This is a genomic window from Syntrophotalea carbinolica DSM 2380 (assembly GCF_000012885.1).
Lineage (GTDB): Bacteria > Desulfobacterota > Desulfuromonadia > Desulfuromonadales > Syntrophotaleaceae > Syntrophotalea > Syntrophotalea carbinolica.
On the sequence record NC_007498.2, the window covers coordinates 1,687,717 to 1,702,260 of the forward strand.

Consider the following 14,544-nt stretch of genomic DNA (forward strand, 5'->3'; position numbering starts at 1 on the left):
TATCATTTCCGTGTCCTTCATGGTAAACAATACTGATGCTGTGGTACTTTTGCCGGTATCGCCATAAACCATGCGTTGGCTATTATAGATCCTCTCACCTTATTATTTTCAAGTATTTACGACATAAATTCATTGCAGGAGGCCGTTAACATGTCTCAGACTCTTATTCAGCAAGATCCCGAAATCGCCGAGGCCATTCGCCTCGAAACCGAGCGCCAGGAATACAATCTGGAATTTATCGCATCGGAAAACTTTGTTTCCGAGCAGGTCATGGAGGCCCAGGGCTCCATCATGACCAATAAATACGCCGAAGGCTATCCTGCAAAACGCTACTACGGCGGCTGCGAAATGGTCGATATTGCCGAGCGTCTCGCCATCGAGCGTGCCAAGGAACTGTTCGGTGCCGAACATGCCAATGTGCAGGCGCATAGTGGATCGCAGGCTAACATGGCTGTCTATTTTGCCGCTTGTAAACCGGGCGACACCGTCCTCGGTATGAACCTTGCCCACGGCGGCCATCTTACCCACGGTTCACCGGTGAATTTCTCCGGTAAACTTTTCAATATCGTTTCCTACGGTGTGCAAAAGGAAACTGGGTACATCGATTATGAAGAGGTTGAACGACTGGCTCTCGAACACAAACCGACTCTGTTGGTTGTTGGTGCAAGCGCCTATCCTCGGACCATCGATTTTCCCGCTTTCCGCAAGATAGCGGATAAGGTCGGCGCCAAGATCATGGTCGATATGGCGCATATCGCGGGTCTGGTTGCGGCCGGAGTACATCCCAGCCCGGTACCTTATGCCGAATTTGTCACCACAACCACGCATAAAACCCTGCGCGGTCCGCGCGGCGGGATGATTCTTTGTCGTGAGGAGTTTGCAAAAACTATCGACAGTAATATTTTCCCCGGCATTCAGGGCGGTCCGTTGATGCACGTTATCGCTGCCAAGGCCGTTTCCTTTAAAGAAGCACTGGCGCCCGAGTTTAAAGAGTATTCGACGCAAGTGGTTAAAAATGCCAAGGTATTGGCCGATGCGCTGGTCAAACGGGGACTCAATCTCGTTTCCGGGGGTACCGACAATCACCTCATCCTGGTCGATTTCACCGGCACTGAAACCACCGGGAAAATGGCCGAGAAAGCCCTTGAGAAAGCGGGTATTACGGTTAATAAAAACTCGGTTCCCTTCGAAACCCGTTCGCCCTTCGTTACCAGCGGTATCCGTCTGGGAACGCCGGCCACCACGACACGCGGGCTCAAGGAAGCCGAAATGGAGCGTGTGGCCGATTGGGTGGTTCGTGCTTTGGATAACATGGAAAATGATACGGAACTTGCCGCTATTAAGGGTGAAGTTCGTGAGATGTGCAAACGGTTCCCCCTGTATGCACATCTTCTGAAATAAATGGAACGCCCGTCCTGGGAAGAATATTTTATGGAAATCGCCCGCCTGGTGGCGCGACGCTCGACGTGTCTGCGCCGCCAGGTGGGAGCGGTTCTGGTCAAGGATAAAAATATCCTTGCTACGGGCTATAACGGTACGCCTTCCGGTCTGCGTCATTGCAGCGAGGTCGGCTGTCTAAGACAATTGCAGAACGTTCCTTCCGGTGAGCGTCATGAACTGTGTCGTGGGCTGCATGCCGAGCAAAACGCCATTATTCAGGCTGCTAAACACGGTACCAATATCAGTGGCGCCATTCTTTTCTGCACCAACACTCCCTGTGTCATCTGCTCCAAAATGATCATCAACGCCGGTATCCGGCAGGTGGTCTACCTTGACGGGTATCCCGATCATCTGTCCCTTGATATGTTGGCTGAATCCGGAGTTACGGTATCCGCACTGAACGATCTGCTTGCCGATAAGGAGCTGTCTCCGTTATGAAATGTCCATTTTGTGGATTTGCCGATACGCGGGTCATCGATTCGCGTCTCGGTAAAGAGGGCAACAATATCCGTCGGCGGCGAGAATGTTCTCAGTGCGAACGTCGGTTTACGACTTTTGAACGTGTCGAGGACATGTTACCCCTCATCATTAAAAAAGATGCCCGCAGGCAGCCTTTTGATCGTAAGAAGGTCATCGGCGGAATCCAGCGGGCCTGCGAAAAACGCCCGGTTTCCATCGCTACCATAGAAAAGATCGTTGATACTCTGGAGCGCCAGTTGCAGGAATCCGGCGAACGTGAAATCGAGTCCAAAATCATCGGACAGGCTGTCATGGACGCCTTGCACGACCTGGATCAGGTGGCCTATGTACGCTTTGCTTCCGTTTATCGGCAATTCAAGGATATCAACGAGTTTATGGCGGAATTGAAGGATATCCTGGCTGAAGGCGGCAACGTCAGGGATAATTGACGGCTATACGTCGAAACGATATTGATCTGTGGAAAATCTCATCGAAAATTTTATGCGTCAGGCCATCGATCTGGCGCGGCGGGGCGAAGGGCGTACGCGTCCCAATCCTGCCGTCGGTGCTTTGATCGTCAAGGATGGCGAGATTGTCGGACGCGGTTTTCATCCCAAGGCCGGCCAGCCTCATGCCGAAATTTATGCGTTACGCGAAGCCGGTGATCGTGCCCGTGGCGCCGATATGTATGTCACTCTCGAGCCTTGCAGCCACCATGGGCGAACCGGGCCTTGTGCCGATGCGATTATCGAGGCAGGGCTTGCGCGGGTTTATGTCGGCACCCTCGATCCCAACCCTCAGGTCGCCGGTGGCGGTATACGTAAGTTGCAAGGTGCCGGCATCGAGGTCCATTGCGGTGTTTTGGAAAATTTGTGTCGCCGGATCATCGCTCCCTTCGCCAAACACATTCTTACGGCAAAACCGTTTGTCGTGCTCAAAAGCGCCATGACTCTGGACGGTAAGACGGCCACCGCCAGCGGTCATTCTCAATGGGTTACCAGCGCTGCCAGTCGTCACGAGGTCCATAAGCTGAGGGACCGCATGGACGGTATCATGGTCGGCATCGGCACTGTTTTGCAGGACGACCCGCAACTTACCACCCGATTGCCTGACGAAGGCGGACGCGATCCCGAGCGCATTGTATTGGATTCGTCCTTGCGCATACCCGAAGATGCCGCCATATTAAATCTGCAATCCAGCGCCGCCACCTTGATCGCAACGACCGCACGGGCTTCCAAGGCCAAAATCGAAGCGATCCGTGCTGCCGGCGCGGAAGTACTGGTACTACCCGAAAGCGGTGGTCGTGTGGACTTGCATGCGCTTATGACGGCACTTGGTGCCCGCGGTCTTCAGAGCATCCTTCTTGAGGGGGGGGCTGAACTTAATGGCGCATTCTGGCGCGCCGGTCTGGTCGATCGCGTGATGATGTTCATTGCACCCAAAATTGTCGGTGGCGACGGGGGTAAAGGCGTGTTCAAAGGCCCGGGCGTTTTGACCATGACCGAGGCGACTGTTCTGGAGGATGTTCGCGTAACACACTTTGGAGACGATACCTTGATTGAAGGGGAGGTGGTCACATGTTCACCGGTCTGATCGAAGATCTTGGCGTTCTGAAACGGTTTCAGAAAACGGCTCAAAGTGGCAAAATTACAGTGGCTACCGCTATTCCCATGGCTGAAATCGTTATGGGTGAAAGCATTGCCGTTAACGGTGTCTGTCTGACCGTTACCGATTTTGGTAACGGTACATTCACTGCGGATGTATCCCCGGAGAGCCTTTCCAGAACCAATCTTGGCCAGTTGCAAGCCGGTAGTCGGGTCAATCTTGAACGGGCGCTAAAGCTTTCCGACAGGCTTGGGGGCCATATTGTCAGCGGGCATGTCGACGCGCTGGGTTTGGTTACGAAACGATTCCAGGATCAGAATGCCGTGCGCTTCACCATTGAGGTTGCCGAGTCGCAGATGCGCTTGTTGGTAGAAAAAGGCTCTGTCACTGTCGATGGTATCAGTTTGACCGTCAATTCGGTTGCCGAGCGGAGTTTCGGTATTGCGGTGATTCCTCATTCTTTGTCCAAAACGACCTTGCAATGGTGTGAGCCCGGCACTCAGGTGAATATCGAAACCGACATTCTGGGGAAATATGTCGAGCGCCTGTTGCGCCCGGCCGCAACCGATACCGAACAGGGGTCCATCAGCCTGGACTTTCTTGCCAAAAACGGGTTTTTATAACACTGTCGATGGCTCTGATTGTCCATGATGGCGAACGCTTCGATGGCACGGAAGGTCTTTAAATAGTCAGCTTGTCGTCAGGTCGAAAAGACTTTGTTCGTGAGGTTAAACCTACAGTAACTATGGCATTTTTCAAACATTCAAGGGGCTTTCTTTCCTTGCAGAAAGCCCGTCTTTGGTGCTATTGTCTGCCATTACCAGATGTAAACAGTGTGGGGAACCTCAGCGCGACGGGTGTTGTCCGATACGCTGTTACCCGTTTTTCGTCTGTTTGACTTGGTCAGCAGTATCTGTTTGTGTTTCTGTGCTGCACGATGTGATGAAACATCGGACCTTAAAGGAGATGTTTTATGAGTTTGGATAATATAGAAGCCGCATTGGAAGATATCCGCCAGGGTCGCATGGTGATCCTTGTCGACGATGAGGATCGCGAAAACGAAGGCGACCTGACCATGGCCGCCGAGATGGTGACTCCCGAGGCGATCAATTTCATGGCCAAGGAAGGGCGTGGCCTTATTTGTCTTTCTCTGACCGAAGAGCGTGCCGACCATTTGCAACTGCCGCTTATGGTCAGTGAGAACTCATCTTCCTTTGGAACGGCTTTTACCGTATCCATCGAGGCACGTAAAGGTGTCACTACCGGAATTTCCGCTAAAGATCGGGCTACGACTATCCAGGTTGCCATTGCCGATGAAAGCAAGGCTCATGACCTGGCCCGTCCGGGGCACGTTTTTCCGCTGCGCGCCAAAAAGGGCGGGGTGTTGGTACGTGCCGGGCAGACCGAAGGATCTGTGGATCTCGCACGGTTGGCGGGTCTCAAATCCGCCGGTGTTATCTGTGAAATCATGAATGATGACGGTACGATGGCGCGTATGCCTGAACTCGAAAAATTTGCCGAAAAACACAACTTGCGCATCGTCACCGTGGCTGATCTGGTGAGTTATCGCATGAACAAGGAAACCTTGGTGCGACGCGAGGCGGAAACCAATTTGCCGACTCCCTACGGGGGGGATTTCACCGCGGTCGGCTATGAAAATGACGTAGACAACGCCCAGCACCTGGCCCTGGTCAAAGGAGAAATCGATCCTGAAAAGCCGGTTCTTGTACGCGTCCATTCCGAATGCCTGACCGGTGACGTTTTCGGTTCTTTGCGCTGTGACTGTGGCGATCAGTTGCATGCCGCCATGTGTCAGATCGGCAAGGAGGGAAGCGGTGTCATCGTCTATATGCGGCAGGAAGGCCGTGGCATCGGTCTGAATAACAAGCTGAAAGCCTACGCGCTTCAGGACGGGGGCTGCGATACGGTCGAGGCCAACGAGGCTCTCGGGTTCGAGGACGACTTGCGCGATTACGGAATCGGTGCCCAGATTTTGGCCGACCTCGGTGTTCGTAAGATCCGCCTGATGACCAATAATCCTAAAAAAATTGTCGGTCTGGAAGGTTATGGCCTCGAGGTGGTGGAGCGCGTGGCCATAGAAATGCCGGCGACCTGCGATAACTTGCGCTATCTTAAAACCAAACGTGAAAAAATGGGGCATCTGCTGGAAAATCTTTAGCCCGTAAAGCTTGTAACCTGGTTCCTGTCATTATGAACTGAATGCAGGGATGATCGCGGTAAACCTCACACCCGTGTCGCCGGGTTATTCCGGTAAAATGCGACGTACGCTTTTCTGTTGCGGTCTCACCGGATTATCGCCAGGGAGCGCGTGACTGTGATATGTACGGTGAAATATCTGCCGATTCGGATATGGAGACCGTCTTTTAAGGAGAGTTTCATGGCCAATATCATTGAAGGTAAACTCAATGCCGAAGGCTTCAAGTTCGGTATTATTGTCAGTCGCTTCAACAGTTTTATTTGTGATCGCCTGGTCGAGGGCGCTCTCGATACACTGGTTCGGCATGGCGCCGCCGATGGGGATATCGACATCCTGCGTGTTCCCGGTGCGTTCGAGATTCCCGTTGCCGCTCAAAAAGCTGCAGCCAGCAAGCGTTACGACGCCTTGATCTGTCTCGGAGCGGTCATTCGTGGCTCCACACCGCATTTCGATTATGTCTGTGCTGAAGTGTCCAAGGGGGTCGCATCGGTATCTCTCGATTCCGGCATGCCTGTGTCTTTCGGCGTTATTACTACCGATAGTATTGAGCAGGCTATAGAGCGCGCCGGTACCAAAGCGGGCAACAAGGGCACCGATGCTGCTATTACGGCCATTGAAATGGTCAATCTGTTTAAGGTGATTTGAGGCGTTATGGCAAGCGGCATGCGCCGTACAGGGCGCGAACTGGCAATCAAAATAATTTATAGCTTCGATGGCACCGGCAGCGTTGAGGCGCTGTTGGCAACCTTCTGGAGCAACTTCAGATTTCGGGATGATGTGTTGGGTGAACCGCTCGAAGACAGCAGCCAAGCGGTTGCCGAACCGGTGCGCGAGTTTGCCGAGGATCTGGTTCGTGGGGTAGCCGAGAATCTCGAGAAAATCGATGGGTTGATTGGCGAATTCTCCACCAATTGGTCCTTGGAGCGTATGGCACGGGTCGATCTTGCTATTCTGCGTATGGCAACCTATGAGCTTCTAGGCCATCTGGACGTGCCCGTAAGCGTTATCATCAACGAGGCTGTCGAGATCGGTAAGCGTTACGGAACCAAAGAAACGCCATCCTTTGTCAATGGCATCCTCGATCGTATCTCACGCACCTGCAGGCCTGTCGTCGCGTCATGACGCGACTGCAGGTGCTCGACCGGCCTGCCGATACGCTTCCCGGCGAGGTTGCTGCGGCACTGTTCTACTCGGATATTCGCCCCTTGTTCGGCCCTTCAGCGTTGCTCGATTGGCGTTTGAACGGCCTTTTAACCGACCAATTGCGCAAGGGATGTGCACAGGGTCGTCAAGGCGAATATGTGCTCATCTCAGGCAATGGGAAGATGGCAGCTTCCTGGATTCTTTTCGCCGGGGGTGGGCAACGCCGCGAATTGACCCCGCTTACGTTGGCCGGCCTGATCGGTTCCGTGCTTGAGGTAGTTCACCGGGCCGGTTTCGGACGCCTCGCCCTTGCTCTGGATGCTCTTGAAGATATGGTGATTCAGGACGTCGAGCGTATTGTGTGGGATTTTCTCGACAAAGATCGATTCAACAATATGCAGGTCGTGCTGGCCTGGCGTGGACCGCGAGGCTAGGGCATGCGTTGGTAAGTCTCTAGTTGGCTGCCTGTTGAATTCTACGCTTTCTGTCTTTCCACCGACTTTTATATTAATGGAATTTTCAGAATTGCCTAGCGTGAACGGACCCTTTCGATTTGCTCTGAAAGTAGGTCGAGAGGGCGGTTTTTGCTTGGCAATATACAGTGGTGAAGCTTTTACTTGGAGTGGCTATGAAAGAAATTAACGTTGGTCTTCTGGGATTCGGCACCATTGGCGCCGGGGTAATCAGGGTTTTTCAGAACAATGCCGAGGTGATGGAACGCCGCCTTGGTGCACGGCTGAAGCTTAAGAGCGTGGCTGATCTCGATATCACAACCGATCGCGGTGTGACGGTTGAAGAAGGGGTTCTGACCACCGATGCCATGCAGGTGCTTACCGACCCCGATATCGACGTTGTCATCGAGTTGATCGGTGGCTATGAGCCTGCCCGTACCTTTGTTCTCAAAGCCATTGAACATGGCAAACACGTTGTTACCGCAAACAAGGCCTTACTTGCCAAGCACGGCGAAGAGATCCTTTCGGCTGCTGCAGCCAAAGGTGTCGATGTCATGTTCGAAGCTTCGGTAGGCGGTGGTATTCCTGTCTTGTCAGCTATCAAGGAAAATCTTTGTGCCAACAATTTCCGTTGTGTTTTCGGTATTCTTAACGGTACCTGCAATTACATCCTTACCCGTATGACCAATGAAGGCGCCGATTTTTCCAGTGTCCTTAAAGACGCCCAGGCCAAAGGTTACGCCGAGGCGGATCCGACCTTCGACGTGGAAGGGGTGGACACCGCACATAAACTTGCCATCCTCGTCTCCATGTGTTTCGGCACCCGAATCGATTTCGATGATATCACCATCGAAGGGATCAGCAACATAACGCCTCTCGACATCCAGTTCGCCAAAGAGTTCGGCTACAAAATCAAGCTTTTGGCTATCGGGAAGCGTGAAAATGGCACGGTTGAAGCGCGTGTCCATCCGACTATGATACCTGTCAACTACCCCCTGGCTGATGTGGAAGGTGTTTTCAACGCAGTGCGGTTGGTTGGCGATTTTGTCGGGCCTGTCATGCTTTATGGTCAGGGTGCGGGGATGGATGCCACTGCCAGCGCAGTTATGGGCGATGTCATGGCCATTGCTCGAGACCAGCTGGCCGGTCATCAGGCACGCACTCCCGCCATGGGGTATATTCCCGATTGCATTGCAGACCTGCCTATCAAGCCCATGCGGGATATCGTAAGCCAGTACTATCTTCGTTTTACGGTCCTCGACAAGCCTGGTGTGGTCGCGAAAATTTCCGGAATTCTGGGCAACTACGGTATCGGGATCGCGTCCATGATTCAGCCGGATCGCAAAAAGAGCGAGGCGGTTCCGTTGGTCATCATGACCCACGAAGCCACTGAAGCGCTTATCAGCGATGCTCTTGCCGACATCGACAAACTCGATACGGTTCGCGAACCGAGCCACTTCATCCGTATTGAAAACGATATGGAATAGCGATTCCGAACAACATGGTTTGTAAAAAAAGCGCCCTATCGGGGCGCTTTTTTTATTCACTTCGTTTCACGGTATTCCATGGGAACCGAGATTCCCAAGAGGCAAAACCTGTGTGCCGTTACCCGGAATACCCTCTGCTTTTTGCCGGGAAGTTTGGAGGTTTAATCAAGGCGGCCGGTTTGTCGTAACGCCTCATACAACACGATACCTGCAGCGGTGGAAAGGTTCAGACTCCGGACGCGCGGCGAGAAGATCGGTATGCGAATGCAGTGTGCCGGGTTTCGGGCCAATAAATCTGCGGGCAATCCTGCGGTTTCCTTGCCGAAAACGATAAAGTCTCCCGGTTGAAAATCCGCTCCCACATGGGACCGTTCGGCTTTTTTCGACGTATACCACCAGCGCCCATCAGGGAAGGCTTCTTCAAGTTGCTGCAGTGATTCCCATCGGCGAACATCGATCACCTCCCAATAATCGAGGCCCGCTCGTTTTAGGTATCTGTCATCCAGGGAAAAACCGAGTTTCCCCACCAGGTGTAATATTGTGCCGGTAGCGCCGCAAAGGCGAGCAATGTTGCCCGTATTCGGGGGGATTTCCGGTTCGACCAGAACGATATGGAAAGGTTTGTTCGTCATGTGTTCTTTTCAATGATATTGTGGGTTGTCACGTTCCGTAAGCCTTGAGTGCCGGAATTGCGGTTGTTAGTTTTCAGCACTTAAGGTGAGGGCTTTGTCAAAGTCGTTTTTTATGTCCTCGATATCTTCGATACCGACGGAGACACGGATGAAGTCGGGACTGACTCCTGATGCCAGCTGGTCCTCAGCGGAAAGTTGCTGGTGGGTGGTGCTGGCCGGATGGATGACAAGCGTTTTGGCGTCGCCAATATTGGCCAGATGGCTGGCAAGTTTCACGTTGTCGATAAAACGGGTTCCGGCTTTGATGCCGCCTTTTATACCGAAGCCGAGAATGGCGCCCTGTCCTGTGGGCAAGTAGCGAAGCGCCTGGTTGTGATAAGGGTGGCTTTTCAAGCCGGGGTAATTAACCCATGCGACTTGAGGGTGGTGTTCGAGGTAGGTTGCCAACTCCATGGCGTTCTGGCAGTGCCGGGGCATGCGGACGTGCAAGGTTTCCAGTCCTTGTAGAAGCTGAAAACTGTTGAAAGGCGAAATGCACGCGCCAAGATCTCGCAATATGGTGACCCGCATTTTGTCGATAAAGGCCCGTGCGCCGAGAGCTTCGTGATACACCAGACCATGATAACTTGGGTCCGGGGTGGTGAATTCGGGGAAACGTCCATTGCTCCAGTCGAAGTTTCCGCTGTCGACAACCGCGCCGCCCAGGCTTGTGCCGTGCCCGCCGATGAATTTGGTCAGGGAGTAGCAGACAATGTCGGCTCCATGTTCGATGGGGCGGAATAACATCGGTGTCGCAACGGTGTTGTCGAGAATGAAAGGCACCCCCGAGTCATGGGCCACCTTGGCAATGGCCTCGAAATCATCGATGTTGTTTTTAGGGTTGCCGATGGTTTCGGTGAATACCGCCTTGGTATTTTCGTCGATGGCTTGCTGGATTTTTGCCGGATCCGAGGTGTCGACGAACTTGACCGTAATCCCCATGCGTGGCAGGGTGTGCTTGAAGAGATTGAAGGTGCCGCCATACAAATAGGTACCGGATACGATGTTGTCGCCGGCTTTGGCCAGGTTGAGAATGGCCATGAAGATGGCTGCCGTACCCGAAGCTACGGCCAGGGCTCCTACGCCGCCGTCCAATGCTGCCAGACGTTTTTCCAGCACGTCGGTCGTGGGGTTCATGAGCCTGGTGTAGATATTGCCGGGTTCTTCCAGGGCAAACAGACGGGCTGCATGCTCGGATGAATTAAAGCTGTAAGAAGAGGTCTGATAAATGGGTACGGCGCGCGATCCGGTCGTTGGATCGGGGGTTTGGCCGGCATGCAGCGCCATGGTGCCGATACGGTGTGTGGATTCTTCGGACATAACGGCTCTCCTTGGTTAAAGGCAGTGACTGAAAAGTGATAAACAGGTCGTTTTCCTGAAGGCCCATTATCAATCAAGTTACTTGAATTTTTAGGGAACCAGCATAACAGAGAGGTTTGATGGCAGCAAGTACAGGATTGTCTCATCGGTCAACAATTGGTATGGACGTATTTTATATCGAAGCTGTTGTGGATCAGTTGCAATCGCTGGTTACGGGGGCGTCGGTAAAAAAAATCCATCAGCCAGATGCCGATACCATTATCCTGCGTCTTTGGAACGGGCGGCGAGAGTTGCGCTTGCGTATTTCCGCGACCGTTGGTGCCACCGGTTTGTATCTTACCGAACGCACCTGGATAAATCCGGCAAATCCCTTACGCTTTTGTCAACTGCTGCGGGCCAGGTTGAGCAGGCTGCGGTCGGTTCGTCAACTCTTCGGGGAGCGGATCGTTGTATTTACCTTCGACGGCCAGGATGATTCAACTTACCAGCTCATAGCTGAGCTATATGGCAGGCGGCCGAATATTATTCTGTGCGACGCGGATGACAAAATCGTTGATGTTTTGCATCGCAGGGAAGGGGGATCTGAACACCAGACCTACATGAAGGGGGCTGTTTGGACCAGACCGGAAAAGGTTCATAAATGGGCTCTGCAGGATGTGGCTGACTGTTCCGAAATGGCACCGGTGGACGACGCGCTTGCCGCGTGGCTGCAGCGCAATATACGCCCGATGACGCCTGTGGTGGCACGAGATCTCGTCGGCCGTATGTTGCGGAAGGAGACGGCTGCCGAGGTGCTCGGAAGTTTTGCCCGACGCTGGCAGGAACACGACTATAGTTTTCAGATCGCTCAACTGGAAGGTAGCCCCAGGCTTTTCGTCTTTTGTCCGAGTACCCTTTCGCTGAGTTCAGTCCGCACCTTCTCGTCTGCTTCAGAGGCGGCGGATTGCTTTTTTGACGATTACGCCATGCCGGGGCGGGGTGAAGAGCGGTCCCGGTTGGAGAAGGTTGTCCGGAAAGCCCTGGCGCGGGTTGAGAAACGGTTACAGCGATTGCGCCAGGAAGCGGCCAACACCGATGATGCCGACCGATACCAACAGCTCGGGCAGTTGTTGATGTCCAATCTCTTCCGTGTAAGTAAGGGCATGGCGGAGATAGAAGTCGAAAACTTTTTCGATGAGGGTGGCGTGGTGACCATTCCACTCGATCCGGCTCTTTCGCCATCGGAAAACGCCGATCGCTTATTTAATAGGAGTAAGAAAATACGGCGCGGTTATATCCACGTGCATCGGAGGATTGAGGAAAGTCATGCAGAAAAGGACTGGCTCGAAGCTCTTATGTTAAATCTCAGCGAGGTTACCTCGAATGAGGAGTTGGCGATGGTGGAAGAAGAAATGCGAGAATTCCGACTGTTGCCGCGAAAAGCCGATAGGCAAAAAAAACGCCCTGTGTCGAGGCGCCCCAAGCTGCGAGAAGCCGTGTCACCGGGCGGTTTTGTCGTTCAGTGGGGTACCAATAATCGCGCCAACGATTATCTGGTCAAAAACCATTGCGGTTCTCATGATCTCTGGTTTCATGCCTTGGATCGGCCCGGATGCCATCTGGTTTTAAAACGACCCCGGCGTAGTATCGATATTCCCGAGGAAGATATCCGTTATGCCGCAGGCCTGGCAGCCGGGCATTCCCGGGCCTGTAATGAGGGCGTGGCGGATGTCATGGTCGCAGAAGGGCAAGCCGTTTATAAGCCCAAAGGTGCGTTACCCGGCCTGGTGCAGGTCAAGAAATATCGTACGGTGCGGGTCGTGCCGCGTCGCGAACCGTAAAATCACGCGCTCTTAAGGGGACTTCAGCTTTTGTTGATGCGTTCCCTGAGTTCCTTGCCCACCTTGAAGAATGGCAGTTTCTTGGGTTTGACCTCTATCTCTTCGCCGGTTTTCGGGTTGCGGCCGATGTAGGCTTTATAATCCTTTACCACCAGGCTGCCGAATCCTCGAATTTCTATGCGCCCCCCTTCGACCAGGGTGTCCGACATGGTATCGAGAACGATATTCACAATTTCTTCAGCTCTTTTGTAAGTCAGGCCTTTTTTTTCTGCCAGGGCATCAATTAACTCCGACTTGTTCATTGCACATCACCTCCAATGGTGGCGGCAACACCGGCAGGCAGGTTGCCTCGCATGGTCCTTGGTAAAGGAAAATTGCCCGTATGGGTCGTGCACGGGTGTGGCTGATGCAAATAGGGCCGATCTGTCTTGATTGATACACTGAAAACATATCGGGGGATGCGCCAACTGTCAATAACTGTTGGAAGTTTTACTTATTTAATAGACAGTCAGGCTATGAATGCGGGCGTTGAATTCCTGTTGATTTACAAAGAATTTGTGAGCCGTTAAAGAAAAGAAACATGCCGTAACCGGCAAGTCGCGCTACCGCTTACGGGGGAAAATGTCTGTCACAGGGTCGTGAAAGGAGAAAGCACCCACATCACATGGGTTTCCGTTTCGCTAACGTTGGTCCAGCGGTGGGGAAGGTGGGATTTGAAGGACAGGCTCTCACCTTCCTCGATCAGAAACGTCTCTCCGGCAACGGTCATTTCCAGGCGTCCCTTCAGAACATAAAGCAATTCGTCCCCGGGGTGGAACATGTCAGCGTCGCCGCTGGTCCCATGGGGCTTGATCACGCAGTAAAAGCTGGTGAATTGCGGATCTCTTAACCCGGCGGTAAACGATTCGGTGCGTAAATTTTGATTATCGTCGAAGACCGTACACGATCTTTCTCCAGGTCTGGAATGGACGATCTCATGCGTGTTCTCGACTTCTTCAACGAAGTAATTGATGCTTTTTTCAAAAACGGAACCAAGGCGCAGCAGGATCTCCACGGAAGGAGTGGTCAGGCCGCGCTCTATGCGTGAGATCATGTTGGCAGAGACATGTGCGCGTTCCGAAACGACTTGTATGGTCAGGTTGTTTTTGAGGCGGATAGCTTTGAGCTTTTTGCCGATCAGATTCTTTAACTGCACAGCGAACTCCCATGTTGCGGCGCCTGCTGGCGTCGAATTACTGAGCGATATTGGGGGCGGGCGATACGACCCAGAGGACTTCCGTGGGGCCGTTTTCAAGATTTCGCCACAGGTGTGGTAACGATGCCTTGAAAGATAAGGAATCACCGCTTTCGAGAATATACTTTTCGTCCTGAATGATAAATTCAAGACGTCCCTTTAAAACCATGACGAATTCCTCGCCCGTGTGAACCATCGGGGCGTCGCCGCTGTTGCAGTTTTTTTCCAGGGTATCGTGCAATACGGTGAAACTTGGATCCTGCAGCCCCTGAGTCAGGCTGCTGATCTGCTGTTTGTCTTTGTAAAAGAACAGTGGCTCCCCTTGTCCCTTTCTGGTGAGGATGACTGTCGAGCTTTTTTCCGCTTCTTCGACAAAGTAGCCGATACTCATACCCAGGGCTGAGGCCAGTTTCATCAGGATTTTTACCGAAGGCACTGTAAGCCCGCGCTCGATGCGGGATATCATATTGGCTGAGACGCCCGAAAGGTTGGTCAAACCCTGGATCGTCAATCCTTTGCCGAGGCGTGTGGTTTTTAATTTTTTACCGATGAGTGTTTTTATCACAGATACCTGCCTCCCATTGAATCCGAAAGTTTTATCATCCGGTCAAGTATTTTGTCAATAAAATGGAACAGTTTCACTTTGTTGAGAGGTACTTTTCATTTGTCAACCCGGTGCTTGTAATGTGTTGACA

16 protein-coding genes are annotated in these 14,544 nt (G+C 52.7%); 11 read left to right on the forward strand and 5 right to left on the reverse strand.

Features of this window, described 5'->3' with window-relative positions:
- Positions 1-150 precede the first annotated feature (150 nt).
- The 10 genes from glyA (at position 151) to PCAR_RS08155 (ending at position 8,804) form a co-directional block, all read left to right on the forward strand.
- Positions 151-1,401 (forward strand): serine hydroxymethyltransferase, encoded by a 1,251-nt coding sequence (gene glyA, locus PCAR_RS08110; protein WP_011341171.1) that lies wholly within the window; start codon positions 151-153, stop codon positions 1,399-1,401.
- Positions 1,402-1,878, forward strand: coding sequence for a deoxycytidylate deaminase (locus PCAR_RS08115; RefSeq protein WP_011341172.1), 477 nt, complete (start codon positions 1,402-1,404; stop codon positions 1,876-1,878). It abuts the gene before it with no gap.
- A complete protein-coding gene (gene nrdR, locus PCAR_RS08120) occupies positions 1,875-2,348 on the forward strand; it encodes a transcriptional regulator NrdR (protein WP_011341173.1) in 474 nt (157 codons plus the stop codon). The genes PCAR_RS08115 and nrdR overlap by 4 nt, the downstream gene beginning before the upstream one ends.
- Positions 2,349-2,376: 28 nt before the next feature.
- Entirely contained in the window at positions 2,377-3,492 is a 1,116-nt protein-coding gene (ribD, locus tag PCAR_RS08125) for a bifunctional diaminohydroxyphosphoribosylaminopyrimidine deaminase/5-amino-6-(5-phosphoribosylamino)uracil reductase RibD (protein WP_011341174.1), read from the forward strand.
- Complete coding sequence (locus PCAR_RS08130) at positions 3,477-4,127, forward strand: riboflavin synthase (protein ID WP_011341175.1); 651 nt, start codon at positions 3,477-3,479, stop codon at positions 4,125-4,127. The genes ribD and PCAR_RS08130 overlap by 16 nt, the downstream gene beginning before the upstream one ends.
- 350 nt (positions 4,128-4,477) lie before the next feature.
- Complete coding sequence (locus PCAR_RS08135; protein ID WP_011341176.1) at positions 4,478-5,683, forward strand: bifunctional 3,4-dihydroxy-2-butanone-4-phosphate synthase/GTP cyclohydrolase II; 1,206 nt, start codon at positions 4,478-4,480, stop codon at positions 5,681-5,683.
- Between the two features lie 219 nt (positions 5,684-5,902).
- The gene (ribH, locus tag PCAR_RS08140; RefSeq protein ID WP_011341177.1) at positions 5,903-6,367 is read left to right on the forward strand and encodes a 6,7-dimethyl-8-ribityllumazine synthase; all 465 of its coding nucleotides are present in this window, start codon (positions 5,903-5,905) and stop codon (positions 6,365-6,367) included.
- 6 nt (positions 6,368-6,373) lie between these two features.
- Positions 6,374-6,844: a transcription antitermination factor NusB gene (gene nusB, locus PCAR_RS08145; RefSeq protein WP_011341178.1), complete on the forward strand. Its 471-nt coding sequence runs from the start codon at positions 6,374-6,376 to the stop codon at positions 6,842-6,844.
- Positions 6,841-7,299 (forward strand): M17 family peptidase N-terminal domain-containing protein, encoded by a 459-nt coding sequence (locus PCAR_RS08150; protein WP_011341179.1) that lies wholly within the window; start codon positions 6,841-6,843, stop codon positions 7,297-7,299. Before nusB ends, PCAR_RS08150 begins: the two co-directional genes overlap by 4 nt.
- Positions 7,300-7,493: 194 nt before the next feature.
- On the forward strand, positions 7,494-8,804 hold the full coding sequence (locus tag PCAR_RS08155; protein ID WP_011341180.1) for a homoserine dehydrogenase: 1,311 nt from the start codon (positions 7,494-7,496) through the stop codon (positions 8,802-8,804).
- Positions 8,805-8,965: 161 nt separating this feature from the next.
- On the opposite strand, the gene PCAR_RS08160 is transcribed toward PCAR_RS08155, so the two are convergent.
- Positions 8,966-9,436: a tRNA (cytidine(34)-2'-O)-methyltransferase gene (locus PCAR_RS08160; protein WP_011341181.1), complete on the reverse strand. Its 471-nt coding sequence runs from the start codon at positions 9,434-9,436 to the stop codon at positions 8,966-8,968.
- A gap of 66 nt (positions 9,437-9,502) precedes the next feature.
- On the reverse strand, positions 9,503-10,795 hold the full coding sequence (locus PCAR_RS08165; RefSeq protein ID WP_011341182.1) for an O-acetylhomoserine aminocarboxypropyltransferase/cysteine synthase family protein: 1,293 nt from the start codon (positions 10,793-10,795) through the stop codon (positions 9,503-9,505).
- Positions 10,796-10,914: 119 nt separating this feature from the next.
- On the opposite strand from PCAR_RS08165, the gene PCAR_RS08170 reads away from it, so the two are divergent.
- Positions 10,915-12,615, forward strand: coding sequence for an NFACT RNA binding domain-containing protein (locus PCAR_RS08170; RefSeq protein ID WP_011341183.1), 1,701 nt, complete (start codon positions 10,915-10,917; stop codon positions 12,613-12,615).
- Between the two features lie 23 nt (positions 12,616-12,638).
- On the opposite strand, the gene PCAR_RS08175 is transcribed toward PCAR_RS08170, so the two are convergent.
- The 3 genes from PCAR_RS08175 to PCAR_RS08185 form a co-directional block, all read right to left on the reverse strand.
- Complete coding sequence (locus PCAR_RS08175) at positions 12,639-12,917, reverse strand: HU family DNA-binding protein (protein WP_011341184.1); 279 nt, start codon at positions 12,915-12,917, stop codon at positions 12,639-12,641.
- A gap of 326 nt (positions 12,918-13,243) precedes the next feature.
- Positions 13,244-13,810 (reverse strand): helix-turn-helix domain-containing protein, encoded by a 567-nt coding sequence (locus tag PCAR_RS08180; RefSeq protein ID WP_011341185.1) that lies wholly within the window; start codon positions 13,808-13,810, stop codon positions 13,244-13,246.
- Between the two features lie 37 nt (positions 13,811-13,847).
- Positions 13,848-14,414, reverse strand: coding sequence for a helix-turn-helix domain-containing protein (locus tag PCAR_RS08185; protein WP_011341186.1), 567 nt, complete (start codon positions 14,412-14,414; stop codon positions 13,848-13,850).
- Positions 14,415-14,544 lie beyond the last annotated feature (130 nt).

What these genes read in the sequence shown, in the direction of transcription:
- PCAR_RS08150 (WP_011341179.1), top strand. Translation starts at nt 6,841, where the DNA reads ATGACGCGACTGCAGGTGCTCGACCGGCCTGCCGATACGCTTCCCGGC.
- PCAR_RS08130 (WP_011341175.1), top strand. Translation starts at nt 3,477, where the DNA reads ATGTTCACCGGTCTGATCGAAGATCTTGGCGTTCTGAAACGGTTTCAG.
- ribH (WP_011341177.1), top strand. Translation starts at nt 5,903, where the DNA reads ATGGCCAATATCATTGAAGGTAAACTCAATGCCGAAGGCTTCAAGTTC.
- PCAR_RS08160 (WP_011341181.1), bottom strand. Translation starts at nt 9,436, where the DNA reads ATGACGAACAAACCTTTCCATATCGTTCTGGTCGAACCGGAAATCCCC.
- PCAR_RS08155 (WP_011341180.1), top strand. Translation starts at nt 7,494, where the DNA reads ATGAAAGAAATTAACGTTGGTCTTCTGGGATTCGGCACCATTGGCGCC.
- PCAR_RS08135 (WP_011341176.1), top strand. Translation starts at nt 4,478, where the DNA reads ATGAGTTTGGATAATATAGAAGCCGCATTGGAAGATATCCGCCAGGGT.
- PCAR_RS08170 (WP_011341183.1), top strand. Translation starts at nt 10,915, where the DNA reads ATGGCAGCAAGTACAGGATTGTCTCATCGGTCAACAATTGGTATGGAC.
- PCAR_RS08115 (WP_011341172.1), top strand. Translation starts at nt 1,402, where the DNA reads ATGGAACGCCCGTCCTGGGAAGAATATTTTATGGAAATCGCCCGCCTG.
- PCAR_RS08175 (WP_011341184.1), bottom strand. Translation starts at nt 12,917, where the DNA reads ATGAACAAGTCGGAGTTAATTGATGCCCTGGCAGAAAAAAAAGGCCTG.
- PCAR_RS08165 (WP_011341182.1), bottom strand. Translation starts at nt 10,795, where the DNA reads ATGTCCGAAGAATCCACACACCGTATCGGCACCATGGCGCTGCATGCC.
- glyA (WP_011341171.1), top strand. Translation starts at nt 151, where the DNA reads ATGTCTCAGACTCTTATTCAGCAAGATCCCGAAATCGCCGAGGCCATT.
- nrdR (WP_011341173.1), top strand. Translation starts at nt 1,875, where the DNA reads ATGAAATGTCCATTTTGTGGATTTGCCGATACGCGGGTCATCGATTCG.
- nusB (WP_011341178.1), top strand. Translation starts at nt 6,374, where the DNA reads ATGGCAAGCGGCATGCGCCGTACAGGGCGCGAACTGGCAATCAAAATA.